The following is a 17134-nucleotide window of genomic DNA, read 5'->3' on the forward strand; positions in this document are numbered from 1 at the left end:
ATTAAAACGTCTTAATAGCATTAATAAATTCGGTTACTTTTCTTCTCGATACAGGAATTGCTGATCCGTTATCCATTATGGCAATGTTTCCATCTTGACGGTTAAATTCTTTTAAATGGTATTTGGTGTTAATAATGTGAGATTTGTGTACGCGGAAGAATACGTTTTCGTTTAATACTTTTTCATAACGAGCAATGGTCATACTGCTTACACATTTTTTACCATCAGCTAAAAATATTTTGGTGTAGCTTTCGTCAGCCTCAAGTCTAACAATATCTGAAGTTTTTATGATTTCGTAACCAGTTAAGGTAGGAATGGCTATTGTGCCAGTTGTTGTTTCGTGTTGATAATACTGAATCAATTTTTTGATGGTATTGAAATCAGAAATTTCATTGTTGCTCACTTTTATTTTTCCAACAGCTTCAATAAGTTGTTCGATATCAATGGGTTTTTCTAAGTAATCAATAGCTCCAGCTTTCAGTGCTTTCAACGCAAATTGGTTGTGTGCTGTGATAAAAATAACAGAGAAATTTTTATCTTCTAACGAGTTTAACAAATCAAAACCGTCTTCTCCAGGCATGTTTATGTCTAAAAATAACAAGTTTGGATTGTGTAAAGCTATTTGTTCTCGAGCTTCATCAGCAGATTGTGCTTCGGCAACTACTGTTACATTTGGACAATAATCCTCTAGAAGAATTCTTAAATTGCTTCGAGCATGTTGCTCGTCGTCAATAATTATTGCTGAAATACCCATAAGTTGTTAGTTTTAAGTTAGTGCTTAATCTTACCTAAATTTAGATAAAAAGTTTTGTCAATGAATCATGAATCAATTGAATGGTAGGTTTTGTTTATTAAACAGTACTCATGACTGATTAAATGGTAAGGAGTCATTTATAAACTCTTTAGTCGCTTCAAAAAATCGGCAACACGAGCACGTGCTACAGGCAGTGTTTTATTGTTTTTTAGTTTAGCTAAATATCCATCGGTATGGAGGTAATCGGTTAAGTAATTGAGGTTAATGATGTATTTTTTATGTATCCTAAAAAATAGGTTAGGATTTAACATGTCTTCGTACACTTTTAATGTTCTGGTATCAAAAAAATGAGTGCCATCTTTAAAATAAATGTTGGTGCAATTCCCTTCGCCTTCAATGTAAATGATAGATTCGTCTTCAATAATTTTAATGCCTTTTATGTGCGAAATGGTTATTTTGTTTGAGTTGGGCTGTTGGTTAATGTGTTTCGAAAAATTATCGATAGAATCGTGATAGGTTTTGATGTTGTTTTTATCTTCAAGAAAAAGTTGCTTGTATTGAATCAATTTATCAACGGCAAGTCGTAAATCTTCAATGTCAATGGGTTTAAGTATGTAATGTATGGCGTTGGCATTAAATGCTTTTACAGCAAATTCTTTAAACGCCGTAACAAATACGATTTGAAAATTATTGGTACTAACATCGTCAAGCAGTTCCAGTCCTTCTTCGTTGCTGGGCATTCTAATGTCAAGGAAAACGGCTTCGGGTTGTTTGCTTTTTATTAAACTTCTGGCTTGATCAACATTTTCAGCCATACCAACAACTTCAATTTCGGGGCAAAATTCGGTGAGTAGCATGTGTAAATTTTCACGTGCCATCATTTCGTCGTCAACTATTATTGCGGTTATTTTTTTCATTAGCTAAACCATCTAGCAATAAAAAATTTCTTTTTAGGTTTGCCTAAGTTTTTCGATTTCTTAGCCGACTGTTTCATTCGTTTTCGAACTTCTTTGGTTTGAATGTTTTCGTGTCGTTTTTTACCACGTTCCATGGCTTTTTTTTCGGCCTTTGCTTTTTCAACTTCTTGTTTTTGCAATACCTTTTTTTGTTTTTCAACCATTTTATTTGAACTTGATTTACACGAAGTAAAACAAACACTTACTGATATTAAACAAAATAAAAGATATTTGATAGGATTCATTATGAAACAAGTTTAGTTGAGCCGAATTTACTAATTTTACGATGATGAGAAAATTATTTGCTGCATTTACTTTTATAATTTTATTGGTGTTGTCGTGCAAAAAAGAGGACAATTCTACTGTGCCATTGGTTACGGTAAACTTGTCGTTTAATTTGAATAACCCTGAGTTTGTTCATTTACAAGTAGACAATGGCTGGACGTATGTTTCGGGAGGTTCGAGAGGTATTATTATTTACCGAAATTCGGCAAGCGATTTTAAAGCTTTTGATAGGCATTGCCCTTATAATGCAGCAAGTAGTTGTGGGTTGGTGTCGGCTGATGTTACCAATTTAATTGGAATCGACGATTGTTGTGGCTCAAGATTTTTATTAAGCTCAGGTCAAGTTACACAAGGACCAGCATCACGTCCATTAAAGGAGTATAGAACTTCTTTTGATGGTGCTACACTTCAAGTTTTTAATTAAAACAAATAAACCACATAGACACGTAGCTTTTCAACAATACTAATTGGTATAGTGCTACATAGATATCCCGATATATCGGGATAAAACTAATGCGATACTATGATAAACTTTACTACTTTTAACTATGTTTCTATGTGGTAAAAATAATTTTGGAGATACAATGAAGACTGTTTTATATATTTTGTTGCTTGTTTTTACTAGTTCATGTGGGTTTAACAAGGTTTTTCTTGTACCAACAAAAATTAGTACAACACAACTTCCTTTTAAAACGGTTTACAACAAAAAAGCAGATACTTTAATTATAGAAAATAAAGAAACACTAAAACCGTATTTTAAAAATGTCGAAAACAAACCAATAGAAGTTGGTTATAGCATGGAAAGTTTTTTTATTGACAGCAAAAGTGGAAACAAATTACACGCCTGGGTTATTGCTAACGATTCTGTTTACAACGGAAAGAACATCATTTTTTTTCATGGCAATGCAGGTAATTTGGTTTCGCAACATAAAATGATGTTGCCTTTTGTAAAAGCTGGTTACAAGGTTTTTATGGCTGATTACAGTGGCTTTGGATTTTCTACAGGAAAAGCCACGCGTAAAAATGTGTTAATGGATGGAAATGCTGCAATAACTTATTTTACCAATTTAGATGCTGACACAACGCACAAATGGATAATTTATGGGCAATCGTTGGGAGGACATTTAACTCCAGTTGTAGCATTGGCTAACGAGCCATTAATTGATGGGATAATTGTAGAAGGTGCGTTTACCTCGCACCAAGATATTGGAGCAAACTCGGCTGGTTTTATTGCTCGTTTGCTTATAGCAGAAAAATACAGTGCTAAAAAAGCCATACAACAGTTTAAAAAACCAGTGTTGATTATACACAGTACGCACGACGAAATTATTCCTTACCATATGGGAGAAGAGCTATTTGAATTAGCTAACCAACCCAAACAATTTTACCAAGTAGATAAATGCCACATTTGTGGGCCAGTTTATTTTGCTGAAAACATTTTACAAAAAATGGAGGAGCTTTTTGGGAAGTAATGATTTTTTTGAACCCTCTGCGTCATTCCTGCGTAGGCAGGAATCTAGAACTTTTCATTCCTACTAATTCCGATTTTTTTCGGGATAGAAAAATGAAGTTGACCGCGAAGCAGCAACAATTCATTGATTTAAAATAAATAGGGTTATTGTTAAATATCTTGTTTTTAGTTAATGTCATTGCCTCCGTTTGCGTCCTCACAAACGATAGTTGGTTTGTTTGTAAGGATACAAACAAAGGCTGATGGTTGTGTGGTATTTTATTTATTCATTTTAATTTCTATTATTGTATTCCATTTTCGTTGTGCAATGGTGTCGGAACCGTGAATAGTCATTGAATCATATTGTTGTTGAAAAACACTCTCCATTTTAAAAAAATACTCTAATATCTTCTCTATCTTCTCAGGACCCTCTCCCCATTCTCTATTAATGCTATCGACGGCTTCTCTTTTAAATGCTTCTTTTAAATTAAAATGACCTTGTTCGTGCTCTAATAATAAATAATCATAAATAGTATTAGAACTCTTTTTCCAAGAGCTATCAGGGATAACAACCGCTAAAAGAATCGCTGGAGGGTAATTGAATAATTTATTTGTTTTCCATCTATAATCTGTAGATATTAAGGCACTATAAGGAGAATTATTATCTGGCTTACCTTTAAAAAATTCCCATGTAATATTAGGAGTCCATGTTCTATTATTATCGTTAAAATATTTTAAAATTGTACTGTCTGGAGTTAATAATAAACCGAAATTAATTATTATAAGAAAAATACTAGTTGTTTTAATTTTTTCCCCGACATCATTTTTTACAGGGTTTAAATAGCTAATTACTCCAGAAATGATTAGGAAAATATTTATTAATACATTGTAATATACATATGATATTTTTAATGTAATTAAGATAAAAAGTAGGGATATTATGATTGAGTATATTGCGGTTTTATATTCAGATTTTGCTATGTAAATAATACATTTAATAAGATGATAAAATCCGAATAAAAATGGAATCAATATTAGTACAGTATGTTTGCCTGGCCAATTTAGTATGCCCAACAGAACATGTAACCCTAGAGTAATAAATAGAAATAGAATGATATGTATAATTCCTTTTTGATTCATTCTAATACTACTGAAGTATATATTACTATCAAATCTAATCAAAAATGTTTTAAAACTACTTCGATTTTTTCCTAGCTCTAATGTTAATTACTTCTACCACTAACGAGAAGAACACTGCAAAATAAATGTAGCCTTTTGGTACATGGGTATGAACCGCTTCAACTACCAACATAAAACCAATTAATATTAAAAACGAAAGTGCCAATATTTGTAAGGTTTGGTGTTTGTTTACAAAATCGCTAATGGCTTTAGCAAAAAGCATCATTACTATAATGGATAAGAAAACAGCAATAATCATTAAAACAATTTCGTCGGTTAAACCCACAGCAGTTAATATAGAATCGAACGAGAAAATGATGTCTAATAAAACAATTTGAACAATGGCATTACTAAATGCTTTAGGTTTTTTCACTTCCATTTCGTGCTCGTCGCCTTCCATTTTGTGGTGTATTTCGGAGGTGCTTTTTGCAATTAAAAACAATCCGCCTACAGCTAAAATAATATCTCTCCAACTTAGTTTAAAGTCGTAAATGGTTAAAACGGGGTCGGTTAAACCTATTAGCCACGAAATTCCCAAAAGCAAAATAATTCGAACCACTAAAGCTAATGATAAACCAATTATACGAGCTTTTGGCTGGTCTTCTTTAGGTAGTTTACCCGCAACTATAGAGATAAATATAATGTTGTCTATTCCTAAAACAATTTCTAAAAATGTTAGGGTTAATAACGCAATCCAAGTATCGAGCGATAAAAATAATTCCATTTTATGTATTAGCCGTTAAGTGCAACAACTTCTTTTACTTCAGGTAACATGCTTTTTAGCAACGATTCGATACCATGTTTAAGTGTAACCGTAGATGAAGGACAACCACTGCAAGAACCTTTTAAAATTACTTTTACCACACCATCAACATACGAGTCGAACTCTATTGCTCCGCCATCATTTTCAACAGCTGGTTTAATGTATTCTTCTAAAATTTCTACAATTTTAAGTTCAAAATCGCTCAAATCTTTACTAGAAATGTTTTCACTTGCTTTGTTTCCTGTTGGTTGAGTATCCTCGGTAGTTTCTTGGTCTAAAAAATCTTGGTTAATGGCAACAGCATTTTCTGTGTTCATAAAGCCACTAATAAAATCACGCAATTCCATCATAATGTCTTGCCATTCAATTGCGTCGCTTTTGGTAATGGTTACATAGTTGGCTGAAATAAATACGCCATTCACAAAAGGAAAATTGAATAGTTTCTCAGCCAAAGGAGAAGGGCTTCCGATTCGTTGAGTAGCCAAAAATTCGTAAGACTTACCGTTTAACACCAACCATCTGTTAGAAACAAATTTCATGGTGTTTGGGTTTGGGGTCATTTCAGCGTAAAAAGTATATGGCGATTTTGTTTGTTCCATGGGTTATTTTTATTGTAAAATTAAGCAAGAAATTGGTTTAAAAACAAAAGGCTATCGATTTCGATAGCCTTTTATATATTTATTGTCTAGAATAATTACTCAGCTAAAACAATGATTTTGTTATTGCTCATTTCAATAACGCCACCTTTCACATCAAAAAACAATTCTTTGTCGTTTTGCACAACTTTAATAGTACCTGCTTTTAATGTAGAGATAATTGGAGCATGGTTTTCTAAAATACCAAACGAGCCATCAGAACCTGGTAAGTTAACTAAGCTAACTTCGCCTGAGTAGATGTTTTTTTCTGGGGTAATAATTTCTAAGTGCATCTTTTTAGTTATTTGTCATTGATTACTTCTGCCTTCGGACTTCCAGCTTTCTATACTTCAGCCAACATTTTTTTACCTTTTTCAATAGCTTCTTCAATAGAACCTACAAGGTTAAATGCAGCTTCAGGATATTCATCTACTTTACCATCTAAAATCATGTTAAATCCTTTGATTGTATCTTCAATAGAAACCAATACTCCTTTTAAACCTGTAAATTGTTCTGCTACGTGGAATGGTTGTGACAAGAAACGTTGTACACGTCTAGCTCTGTGAACCACCAATTTATCATCTTCCGATAATTCGTCCATACCCAAAATAGCAATAATATCTTGTAATTGTTTGTATCGTTGTAAAGTTTCTTTAACTCGTTGAGCTGTTTCATAGTGTTCTTTACCAACAATATCAGCAGTTAAAATTCTAGAAGTAGAATCTAACGGGTCAACAGCTGGGTAAATACCTAACTCAGCAATTTTACGAGAAAGTACTGTAGTAGCATCTAAGTGAGCAAAAGTTGTAGCAGGAGCAGGGTCAGTTAAATCATCCGCAGGTACGTAAACTGCTTGTACCGACGTAATAGAACCTGATTTAGTTGAAGTAATACGCTCTTGCATCGCACCCATTTCAGACGCTAAAGTTGGTTGGTAACCTACCGCAGATGGCATACGACCTAATAAAGCCGATACCTCAGAACCTGCTTGTGTAAATCTAAAAATGTTGTCGATAAAGAATAGGATATCTTTTCCTTTTCCGTCGCCATCACCATCTCTAAAATATTCAGCTAAGGTTAAACCAGATAAAGCAACCCTTGCTCTTGCACCTGGAGGCTCATTCATTTGACCAAAAACTAATGTTGCCATTGATTCTTCCATTCCAGCTTTATCTACTTTAGACAAATCCCATCCGCCTTTTTCCATAGAATGTTTGAATTCTTCGCCGTATTTAATTACGCCAGATTCAATCATCTCTCTTAATAAATCGTTTCCTTCTCTAGTTCTTTCACCAACCCCAGCAAATACAGATAAACCTGAGTGACCTTTAGCAATGTTGTTGATTAACTCCATGATTAATACAGTTTTACCAACACCAGCACCACCAAATAAACCAATTTTACCACCTTTTGAATAAGGCTCAATTAAATCGATTACTTTAATACCTGTAAATAAAACTTCGGTAGAAGTTGATAAATCTTCAAATTTAGGTGGTTCTCTGTGAATGGGTAAACCATTTGCTTTGTCAACAACCCCTATACCGTCAATAGCTTCTCCAACTACGTTAAATAATCTTCCTCTAATTTTTTCGCCAATAGGCATAATAATAGGAGCACCAGTTGCAACTACTTCCATTCCTCTTCTTAAACCATCACTTGCATCCATTGCAATAGTTCTAATAGTGTTTTCTCCTACGTGTTTCTGACATTCAAGAATGATTTTTTGACCATTCTCTTTAGTAATTACTAATGAATCTAAGATGTTTGGAAGAGTTTGTCCGTTCTCAAAACTTACGTCGATAACTGGTCCGATGATTTGAGTTATTTTACCGTGTGTTGTTGACATTTGTATATATATTTTAATGTGTTAATGTCTGTTTTAAATTGGCTGCAAAAGTAAAATATTTTATTTAATTACTAAAGCATAATGAATAATATTATTTTTATAAAATTAAAATCATTTTAATAGTGATATTTGCAGTCGAATTTGGTACAGAAAAAACCCAAAATTACAGTCTGATTTAATGAATGTTTACCGTCATATTAATGAGTTTTCGTCAAAAAAAAATGTAGTGATAACTACAGGTACTTTTGATGGGGTTCATTTGGGACATAAAAAAATAATTGAGCAGGTTGTTTCTGCCGCAAAAAAAATAAGTGGAGAATCGGTTATTTTAACTTTTTTTCCTCATCCTCGAATGGTGTTGTACCCAGAAAGCAATGATTTAAAGTTATTAAATACCATTGATGAACGAATTGAACTCTTAAAAGATTCTGGAATCGACCATTTAATTATTCACCCATTTTCGATGGAGTTTTCAAGAATTACTTCGCTTGATTTTGTTCGGGATATTTTAGTAAATAAACTGAATACCAAACGATTGGTTATTGGATATGACCATCATTTTGGTAAAAATCGAGAAGGTTCTTTTCAGCACTTAAAAGAGTATGGACCACTTTATGGCTTTGAAGTGGAAGAAATTCCAGCGCAGGAAATACAACAGATTAACATCAGTTCTACAAAGATTCGCAACTCTTTATTAATAGGTGAAATTAGGGCGGCAAATCAATTTTTAGGGTATCCTTATTTTATTAATGGAACAGTTGTTGATGGTGATAAGATAGGAAGAGAATTAGGGTTTCCAACTGCAAACATAAAAGTTGACGAAGCTTATAAGTTGATTCCTGGTAACGGTGTTTATGCAGTTAAAGTTAATATCGAACAACAAAGTTTTACAGGCATGTTAAATGTAGGTAATAGACCTACGTTAAATGGAGAAGAAGAAACCATTGAAGTAAATATCTTTAATTTTAACGAACAGATTTACAATAAACCTATTCGTATAGAGTTTTTTGAGAAGATAAGAAACGAGATTAAATTTAACGAGTTATCCGAATTACAACAACAATTAAATAATGACAAACAAAAAGTACAACAACTATTTTCTTAGCATCATCTTCGTGTTGGTTTGTTCAATCCATGCTCAGTCGCAGGTTTTTGATTACAAATCGCTTGATACCATACCTGAGTTAACGTTAGAGCAAGCCTTAAAAAAAGACCCCTTAACTGTTTATCGACTTGATTTAAAACGACAAAAGTTGGTTGATTTGCCTGAGAGCATAACACAATTTAAAAATCTACAAACCTTAGATGTTAGTAAAAACAAACTAAAACATTTTCCATCCTTAATTGTTAAGTTTAAGTTTTTACAGAACCTGAATATATCCGACAATAAAATTGATGCTGTACCTGCCGAAATAGGGGATTTGATATACTTGAAAGAGTTTAGTGCAAATCAAACTGAAATTTCTACCTTACCTGCTGAAATTGGTAAGCTAAAAGAGTTGAAATATTTGGATGTTTGGGGCTCGAACTTAGCCTCGTTTCCCGAAGAAATTAGTCAACTACAAGAAACACTCAAAGAGATAGACATGCGCGTGATAATGATGAGTGATGCCGAGCATAAAAAAATTAAGGAATTGCTTCCAACCACTAAAATCCATTTTTCTAAATCGTGTAATTGCGGTTTCTAACTATATTATTTACTTTTGTTCACAACCTTTAAAGGTTTATCATCGTTTAAGTATAGTTAATGAGGGAGAGGTATTATATCATTTTTGTATTAGTAGCAATGATTTGTGCAAAGAGTTCTTTTGCTCAAGATGAATTGTTGTTTCTAAATGGTAAGGAATTAAAAGGAGAAATACTTAATGTTACTAATTATGAAATTACCTTTAAAGACCTTAAAGGTAAAGAAATGGTTATAGACAACTACAGGGTGTTTTCTTACCATAAAAATAATAAAGAAACGCTTACTTATAAATATGATACTTTAGAGGGTAATTTTTTAAAAGAACAAGACATGAGAATGTTTGTTTATGGCGAAAAGGATGCGTACAAATCATACCATTCAAGATTTTCGAATGCAATGGGGTTTGCGGCAGGAGGTGTTGCAGGCTATTTTATGCATAAGGAACAAGCGTTTATATATGCAGCTGCGCCATTAATTTATACTACCTTTACATTGCCTTTCTCAACATCAGTAAAACAAAAAAGGTTGTCTGATTTGCAATTCTTAAAAGAGGACGAATATTTACGTGGGCACGAACGTGTAGCTCGAAGCAAGCGTACTCAAAATGCACTTAAAAGTAGTTTTTTGGGTATGGGAGCAGGATTTTTAATTAGTTTTTTAGTGAACGGAAATTCTAATTAATTTCATTCCATTGAGGTCATTAATTTTTTTAATAAGAAGTATCGTTTACAGCAATTTATTTGTTTCGCTTTGTATAACCTTGTTAGCTCACCAAACTTTTCTAATACTTCAAATTCCACAAGCAGAATCGTTTAATGTTTTAGCACTTATTTTTTGTTCTACATTTTTTACTTACAATTTTCAGCGTATTTATAGGTTAAGAAGTGTTGAATTATTAGGTAAACTTATTGGTATAAGGTTAGGCTGGATTATTCGTAACAGAAAACGATTGTTTTTTGCATCCGTCTTGTCGTTGATTTTGAGTATTTATTTTTTGTTTCAACTAAGTTTGAATGTGTTTTTATTAATTATTCCATTGGCATTGTTTTCTGTGTTATATGTTATTCCAGTTTTTCCACAAAAAAAAGCCATTCGAGATTTGCCTTTTGCCAAAATATTTGTGATTTCAATTGTTTGGTCGGTAGTTATGGTCGCCATTCCTGTAGTAAATTTTAGTGGATTTGAGGGCTTAACTAATAGCTCTTTTTTGATGTTATTGTTGGAACAGTTTCTTTTTATTTTAGCGATTACCTTGCCTTTTGATGTGCGCGATTTAAGGTACGATATGGAATCTAATATAAAAACAATACCATCATATATAGGTATTAAAAACACCATTACCTTGTCGCATGGTTTATTGGTTTTGGTGTTTGCTCTAAAATGGATTCAATATGCCTATTTAGGACAGTTAAACTTATCTCAACTTATTGCTACAGGAGTAACAATTTTTCTTTCAGGATTTATTATCGCTTTTACTTCGCATCGTAGAGCCGAATTGTTTTTTTCTGGCTTTGTTGATGGCACAATGATAATAATGTATTTAGGAATGCTTATTTTAGAATACTAATTCAGATTCTTTTTTTCTCTATTCTTTTTGTAGATTTTTATTCCAATCATTAATAAAATAGAGAAAACAATTAATCCTAAAATACCCCAGAACCAACCAATTTCATTTTTAAGCACCACTAAAAATACAATAGCGAAAAGCAATATGGTGGCTACTTCGTTCCAAATACGTAGTTTAAAAGATGAATACTTGACTTCGTTTTTTTGCAGTTGGCTATAAATACGATGACAAGCAAAGTGGTAAACATATAAAGCTACCACAAAAGTTAATTTTATGTGCATCCATGGAGATAGTAAAAAACCTTGACCTTGAGGTGTGCCGAACAACAACCAAGAAGCAAAAATTAAGGTTAGTATTGCTGATGGCCATGTAATGCCGTACCACAATCTTTTACTCATTATTTTGTACTGTCGCTGTAAAATGGCTTTAGCATTTTCGTCTTCATCTTCAGCTTCAACATGATATATAAATAGGCGAACAATGTAAAATAAACCAGCAAACCAAGTAACTACAAAAATGATGTGAAGTGCTTTTAAGTAAAAATAATCCATGTTGATTTCTTTAAAAAACTAAATTACAATAATCTTTTAATTGGTTTTGCATAATCAGTAATTTTGGAGCATGGAAAAAAAAGGAGTTTTGTTGGTAAATCTAGGTACGCCTGATAGTCCTTCTGTTAAAGATGTAAGAAAATATTTGAGAGAGTTTTTAATGGATGGCTACGTGATTGATTTGCCATTTGTTACTCGATGGGTATTGGTAAATCTAATTATAGCACCATTTAGAGGTCCTAAATCGGCTAAAATTTATCAAGAACTTTGGACAGAGAAAGGCTCTCCGTTGTTGTATTACGGTAAAAAAGTGGAAGAATTGGTACAACAAAAAATGGGAAACGATTATTTTGTGAAGTTGGCGATGCGTTATCAAAATCCTTCTATAAAAAGTGTTTTGGAACAATTTAAAAAAAATAATATTACTGATTTAGTAGTCATTCCCATGTATCCACAACATGCGTCTTCATCTACGTTGTCGAGCATTAAAAAAGTAGAGGCTGTTTTTGGTGAACTTAACTATCATCCAAAAGTAAGAATGGTAGAAACTTTTGTTAGTAATCCTAAATTTATTGAGGCTTTTGCTGCAAACGGAAATAAGCATTGGTTAACAGGTAAGTATCAAAAGGTTTTGTTCAGTTATCACGGTATACCGGAACGACATATTATTAAAGATTGTGAAAACGGCTATTGTGAGTTAAACGAAAAATGTTGTGCGGTGTATAGCGATAAAAACAGACTTTGTTATCGTGCTCAATGTTACGAAACATCTCGTTTAATTGCCAAAGCAATGAATTTAAAAGAAAACGAATACGATGTTGCTTTTCAATCAAGATTAGAAACTCGTGCCCGCGACCCATGGCTTAAACCTTATTCGGATGTCGTGACTGCCGAATATCCTAAAAATGGTGTTAAAAATGTGTTGGCGTTTTCTCCGTCGTTTATTGCCGATTGTTTAGAAACAACTATTGAAGTAGGCGAGGAGTTTAAAGAAATTTTCCATGAAAATGGTGGAGAAAATTGGCAATTGGTTGAAAGTTTAAACGAAAGTCCGATTTGGATTGAAGCAATAGAACAAATGATTTTAAACAAATAAAAATAACGGACTCAAATAATTACCTTTGAGCAACAAAATATAAAAAGATGAAATACACTCCAATCAACAAATCGTTATACATTAACAATAGAGCAAATTTTGTAAAACACTTAAAACCGAATTCGGTTGCAATTTTTAACTCTAACGATATTATGCCAACTAATGCAGATGGTTCAATGCCGTTTCGTCAAAACAACGATTTGTTGTATTTATCGGGTATCGACCAAGAAGAGTCTATTTTATTAATTGCTCCAAATGTATCAAATCCAAAGCATCGCGAAATATTGTTTGTGAAAGAAACAAGCGAATTGATAGCCATTTGGGAAGGTGCTAAGTTGACAAAAGAACAAGCTACTGAACAATCGGGTATTGAAACGGTGTATTGGACTTCGCAGTTTGATCAAATTTTCCATGCTGTAATGACTGAATCTGAACATGTTTATTTAAACCAAAACGAACATTTAAGAGCAGTAACAACTGTTGAAACTCGTGATGACAGATTTAGAAAAACCTGTAAAGAAAAATATCCTTTGCACGAATACGAAAGGTTGGCTCCAATTATGAGAAATCTTCGTCCAATTAAGTCTCAATTAGAAATTGATTCTATTCAACATGCGTGTAACATTACGGAAAAAGGAATTAGGAGATTGTTAAAGTTTATCAAACCAGGAGTAATGGAGTACGAAATTGAGGCAGAATTGGCTCACGAATTTTTAATGAATCGTTCTCGTGGTTTTGCTTACGAACCAATTATTGCGTCTGGGTTTAATGCTTGTGTATTGCATTATGTTGAAAATAATAAGGAGTGTAAAGCTGGCGATGTTATTTTGTTGGATGTAGGTGCTGAATACGGGAATTATGCTTCAGATTTAACGCGTTGTATTCCGGTAAGCGGTAAGTTTACTCCACGACAAAAAGAAGTTTATAATGCGGTTTTAAGAGTGATGAAAGCTGCCACAGCAATGCTTGTACCTGGAACTTTGCACGACGAATACCACACAAAAGTGGGACAAATAATGGAAGCTGAATTGATAGGTTTAGGCTTGTTAGATAAAAACGAGGTGGCAAAACAAGATCCTAAAAATCCCTTGTATAAGAAATATTTTATGCATGGAACATCGCATCACATGGGTTTAGATGTACATGATGTAGAAGAAAGAAACAGACCTTTTGAAGCAGGAATGGTGTTGACCGTTGAGCCAGGTATTTATATTCGTGAAGAAAATTTAGGGATTAGATTGGAAAATGATATTTTGATTACCAACAATGGTCCTGTTGATTTGATGAAAAACATTCCGCTTGAAGCTGACGAAATTGAAGCTTTGATGAACTCATAAAATACATTAGAGGTTGGATACTTTTGTTGAAAAATCACTAGTTTTTAAAAATATACAGGTTAGTTATACCGAAGAAGGAAAAGGTACAGCTATAGTGTTGCTACATGGTTTTTTGGAAGATAAAAGCATTTGGAAAGATTTTTCATCTCAACTCTCAAAAAAATATAGGGTAATAACTGTCGATTTGTTGGGACATGGAAAAACCGAGTGTTTGAGTTACATCCATACCATGGAAGAAATGGCAGAAGCGGTTTATTTCGTTTTACGAAAATTAAAAATCAGAAAGTTTTTTTTAGTTGGACACTCTTTAGGTGGTTATGTGAGTTTAGCCATGGCAGAAGAATTTCCGGACAATATTAAAGGTTTGTGTATGTTTCATTCTACCGCTCGTGGCGATAGTGAGGAAAAACAAAAGGACCGCGATAGAGCAATAAAAGTGGTGAAGCAAAACAAAAATTTGTTTATCAATGAAGCCATTCCGAACCTGTTTTACACCAAAAACCAGCACTACGAGGAAGAAATTAATCAAATAAAAACCATAGCATTAAACACTTCATTACAAGGAATAGTAGCAGCTTTAGAGGGCATGAAAAACAGAATGGATAGGGAAATAATTTTGAATTTTGCCCCTTATCCAGTATTTTATATTATTGGTAAAGAAGATAATATCTTACCCTATCAAACCTTAGTTGAACAAGCGGAATTACCTGAAAAAGGTTCTTGCTTGTTGCTTGAAGAAGTTGGACATGTTGGTTTTATAGAAGCAAAAACCAAAACATTGAAAGCCCTACAAACCTTTTTTTCTAAAAATTAATTGCTTTCCCCTCTTGAGAAGGGTTAGGGGTGTGTTTTCATAAGTTTCTTAAAAAAATAATGAATTCAAAAAAAATTAATATAACTCAACAAATTAAGGCTGAAGCAAGTCGTTTGGGTTTTTCGTTCTGTGGAATTTCAAAAGCTGAATTTTTAGAAGAAGAGGCTCCTCGATTGGAAAGTTGGTTGAAACAAAATATGCATGGAGAAATGCAATACATGGAGAACTATTTTGATAAGCGATTAGACCCAACTTTATTGGTTGAAGGTTCAAAATCAGTGATTTCGCTCATGTATAACTATTATCCTAAAGAGCTTCAGTGTGAAGATTCGTTTAAGATTTCGAAATATGCTTACGGTGAAGATTACCACCATGTTATCAAAAATAAACTAAAAGAATTGACTCAATTTTTAATTGATGAGATTGGAGAAATAAATGCTCGAATATTTACTGATTCTGCACCAGTTTTAGATAGGGCTTGGGCTAAAAAAAGTGGTTTGGGTTGGATAGGTAAAAACTCCATGTTAATTAGCCCCAAAAAAGGTTCTTTTTTCTTTTTGGCTGAAATTATTTTAGATGTTGAATTGGATGCTGATGGGCCAATAAAAGACTATTGTGGTACTTGTAATGCTTGTGTGGAAGCTTGCCCAACCGAGGCAATTTTACCCAATAAAGTGGTGGATGGCAGCAAGTGCATTTCGTATTTTACCATTGAATTGAAAAATGAAATCATTCCCAATGTGGTAAAAGGAAAATTTGATGATTGGATGTTTGGATGTGATATTTGCCAAGATGTTTGCCCTTGGAATCGGTTTTCTGAGCCGACACAAGAAAAATTGTTTAGTCCTAATCACAACTTATTGAATTATTCTAAAAAAGAATGGACAGAATTAACCGCAGATATTTTTAATGAAATCTTTAAAAAATCGCCAGTAAAACGAACCAAATTTGAAGGGTTGAAAAGGAATGTCAGATTTTTGATTAGTGACTAGTTTCCCCAACGATAACTTTCGTTTTCTAATCCCATTAAATCAATTACACGGTCAACAACCGTTTTAGCAACTTCTTCAATGGTTTTTGGCTTGCTATAAAAACTTGGTGTTGCTGGGCAAATAATTCCGCCAGCTTCAGTTATGGTTTTCATGTTGTTGAGGTGAATTAAATTGTAAGGCATTTCACGAGCAACCAGAATCAATTTTCGTCTTTCCTTTAAAATTACATCAGTAGCACGAGTGGTTAAGTCGTTAGAGATTCCACTAGCAATTCTGCCCATTGTTCCCATCGAGCATGGAACAATAATCATGGTGTCGAACCTTGCAGAGCCAGAAGCAAAAGGTGCATTAAAATTCATTTTATCATAAAACTGAAAATTATAATTGCGGTAAGCTTCATTGTCTAATTCGTGTTTCCAAACCATTTTGGCATTATCGCTCATAACTACACCAACTTCAAGCATATTGTCATCCTGAGCTTGTCGAAGGGTGCTTAAAAAATCCAACAACAATTTAGCATAAATACTACCCGATGCACCCGTTATGGCTATTACAATTTTTCTTTTCATGCTTTATTTGTTAAATTGATAACTTAAAGTGAAATTTAAATCTAAATTGTACCAACCACGATTAAATAGTTGGTTTAAAATACCAATTTGTTGGTCAAGATTTTGAAAATCACGAATGGGTAGAACCGAATTTTTCGAACGTAAATTACAACTATAATGGTCGTTTAATTTATAATGAAATCCCACAAAAGCACCAAAATCATACGATTTAAAAGGAAAAGGCTGGTCATCTCTTGTGCCGAATTCATCACTCATGGTGTAGTTTAGAAAAACACTGTAATATACACCAGTTTCAAACAAAAATGATTTGTAATGGTAGCGAATGGCTAAAGGCATTTCAATGTAGTTGATGTTTAAATGAAATTCGTCGACATCACCTTGGCTGGTGTTAGGGTTTCTCTGACTGCCTTTGTTGATGTAGTACATTTCCAATTGTGTAGAGAATTTTTCGGAAATGGATACGTTGGTAAATCCACCTAAAATAAAACCAAGTTTATTATATCCTCCATAACCATCGCCTTCAACTTGCGAGCCACTCAATCCTGCAATAGTCCCAACTTTAAAAACCTGAGCATAAAAGGTGGAGAAAACACAAAAAAATAAAACTGAAAACAGTAGCTTTTTCATGTAGTAAAATTAACCAAAAATTAAAC

The 17134-nt window shown here is 33.2% G+C and carries 21 protein-coding genes; 10 read left to right on the plus strand and 11 right to left on the minus strand.

Annotation, left to right across the window (positions count from 1 at the left end):
- Position 1 precedes the first annotated feature (1 nt).
- The 3 genes from H6589_09255 to H6589_09265 all read right to left on the minus strand — a co-directional run bounded on the left by H6589_09255 (position 2) and on the right by H6589_09265 (position 1955).
- Positions 2–754, minus strand: a complete 753-nt coding sequence (locus H6589_09255; protein ID MCB9174782.1) for a response regulator transcription factor — start codon at positions 752–754, stop codon at positions 2–4.
- 137 nt (positions 755–891) lie between these two features.
- On the minus strand, positions 892–1671 hold the full coding sequence (locus H6589_09260; GenBank protein MCB9174783.1) for a response regulator transcription factor: 780 nt from the start codon (positions 1669–1671) through the stop codon (positions 892–894).
- On the minus strand, positions 1671–1955 hold the full coding sequence (locus H6589_09265; protein ID MCB9174784.1) for a hypothetical protein: 285 nt from the start codon (positions 1953–1955) through the stop codon (positions 1671–1673). Before H6589_09265 ends, H6589_09260 begins: the two co-directional genes overlap by 1 nt.
- A 44-nt stretch (positions 1956–1999) precedes the next feature.
- On the opposite strand from H6589_09265, the gene H6589_09270 reads away from it, so the two are divergent.
- Together H6589_09270 and H6589_09275 are read left to right on the plus strand one after the other, a co-directional pair.
- Positions 2000–2419: a hypothetical protein gene (locus H6589_09270; protein MCB9174785.1), complete on the plus strand. Its 420-nt coding sequence runs from the start codon at positions 2000–2002 to the stop codon at positions 2417–2419.
- 160 nt (positions 2420–2579) lie between these two features.
- Entirely contained in the window at positions 2580–3467 is an 888-nt protein-coding gene (locus H6589_09275; protein MCB9174786.1) for an alpha/beta hydrolase, read from the plus strand.
- A gap of 257 nt (positions 3468–3724) precedes the next feature.
- Here the strand turns inward: H6589_09275 and H6589_09280 are convergent, their stop codons facing one another.
- The 5 genes from H6589_09280 to H6589_09300 form a co-directional block, all read right to left on the minus strand.
- A complete protein-coding gene (locus H6589_09280) occupies positions 3725–4585 on the minus strand; it encodes a hypothetical protein (protein ID MCB9174787.1) in 861 nt (286 codons plus the stop codon).
- Between the two features lie 55 nt (positions 4586–4640).
- The gene (locus tag H6589_09285; GenBank protein ID MCB9174788.1) at positions 4641–5348 is read right to left on the minus strand and encodes a TerC family protein; all 708 of its coding nucleotides are present in this window, start codon (positions 5346–5348) and stop codon (positions 4641–4643) included.
- Positions 5349–5356: 8 nt separating this feature from the next.
- Positions 5357–5986 (minus strand): NifU family protein, encoded by a 630-nt coding sequence (locus tag H6589_09290; protein ID MCB9174789.1) that lies wholly within the window; start codon positions 5984–5986, stop codon positions 5357–5359.
- 95 nt (positions 5987–6081) lie between these two features.
- Positions 6082–6315 (minus strand): ATP synthase F1 subunit epsilon, encoded by a 234-nt coding sequence (gene atpC / locus H6589_09295; protein MCB9174790.1) that lies wholly within the window; start codon positions 6313–6315, stop codon positions 6082–6084.
- Positions 6316–6365: 50 nt separating this feature from the next.
- Positions 6366–7868 (minus strand): F0F1 ATP synthase subunit beta, encoded by a 1503-nt coding sequence (locus H6589_09300; protein MCB9174791.1) that lies wholly within the window; start codon positions 7866–7868, stop codon positions 6366–6368.
- A gap of 178 nt (positions 7869–8046) precedes the next feature.
- Here H6589_09300 and H6589_09305 point away from each other — a divergent pair, with 178 nt between their 5' ends.
- The 4 genes from H6589_09305 (at position 8047) to H6589_09320 (ending at position 11122) form a co-directional block, all read left to right on the plus strand.
- Positions 8047–8973 carry a bifunctional riboflavin kinase/FAD synthetase gene (locus tag H6589_09305; GenBank protein ID MCB9174792.1) on the plus strand — a complete coding sequence of 309 codons (927 nt, stop codon included), beginning with the start codon at positions 8047–8049 and terminating at the stop codon, positions 8971–8973.
- Positions 8939–9556, plus strand: a complete 618-nt coding sequence (locus H6589_09310) for a leucine-rich repeat domain-containing protein (protein MCB9174793.1) — start codon at positions 8939–8941, stop codon at positions 9554–9556. Before H6589_09305 ends, H6589_09310 begins: the two co-directional genes overlap by 35 nt.
- 59 nt (positions 9557–9615) lie before the next feature.
- Complete coding sequence (locus tag H6589_09315) at positions 9616–10236, plus strand: hypothetical protein (protein ID MCB9174794.1); 621 nt, start codon at positions 9616–9618, stop codon at positions 10234–10236.
- Positions 10237–10315: 79 nt separating this feature from the next.
- Positions 10316–11122: a UbiA family prenyltransferase gene (locus H6589_09320; GenBank protein MCB9174795.1), complete on the plus strand. Its 807-nt coding sequence runs from the start codon at positions 10316–10318 to the stop codon at positions 11120–11122.
- Here H6589_09320 and H6589_09325 read toward each other — a convergent pair.
- The gene (locus H6589_09325) at positions 11119–11673 is read right to left on the minus strand and encodes a CopD family protein (GenBank protein ID MCB9174796.1); all 555 of its coding nucleotides are present in this window, start codon (positions 11671–11673) and stop codon (positions 11119–11121) included. The genes H6589_09320 and H6589_09325 overlap by 4 nt on opposite strands.
- A gap of 70 nt (positions 11674–11743) precedes the next feature.
- On the opposite strand from H6589_09325, the gene hemH reads away from it, so the two are divergent.
- The 4 genes from hemH to queG are packed head-to-tail and all read left to right on the plus strand — an operon-like array spanning position 11744 to position 15912.
- Positions 11744–12769, plus strand: a complete 1026-nt coding sequence (gene hemH, locus H6589_09330) for a ferrochelatase (GenBank protein MCB9174797.1) — start codon at positions 11744–11746, stop codon at positions 12767–12769.
- 47 nt (positions 12770–12816) lie between these two features.
- Entirely contained in the window at positions 12817–14106 is a 1290-nt protein-coding gene (locus H6589_09335; GenBank protein ID MCB9174798.1) for an aminopeptidase P family protein, read from the plus strand.
- A gap of 13 nt (positions 14107–14119) precedes the next feature.
- Positions 14120–14920, plus strand: a complete 801-nt coding sequence (locus H6589_09340; GenBank protein MCB9174799.1) for an alpha/beta fold hydrolase — start codon at positions 14120–14122, stop codon at positions 14918–14920.
- 59 nt (positions 14921–14979) lie between these two features.
- On the plus strand, positions 14980–15912 hold the full coding sequence (gene queG / locus H6589_09345) for a tRNA epoxyqueuosine(34) reductase QueG (protein ID MCB9174800.1): 933 nt from the start codon (positions 14980–14982) through the stop codon (positions 15910–15912).
- On the opposite strand, the gene H6589_09350 is transcribed toward queG, so the two are convergent.
- A complete protein-coding gene (locus H6589_09350) occupies positions 15909–16481 on the minus strand; it encodes a UbiX family flavin prenyltransferase (GenBank protein MCB9174801.1) in 573 nt (190 codons plus the stop codon). The two genes, queG and H6589_09350, sit on opposite strands and share 4 nt — an antisense overlap.
- 3 nt (positions 16482–16484) lie before the next feature.
- Positions 16485–17108 carry an outer membrane beta-barrel protein gene (locus H6589_09355; protein ID MCB9174802.1) on the minus strand — a complete coding sequence of 208 codons (624 nt, stop codon included), beginning with the start codon at positions 17106–17108 and terminating at the stop codon, positions 16485–16487.
- Positions 17109–17134 lie beyond the last annotated feature (26 nt).

The sequence above is a fragment of the Flavobacteriales bacterium genome (assembly GCA_020635795.1).
Classification (GTDB): domain Bacteria; phylum Bacteroidota; class Bacteroidia; order Flavobacteriales_E; family Vicingaceae; genus Vicingus.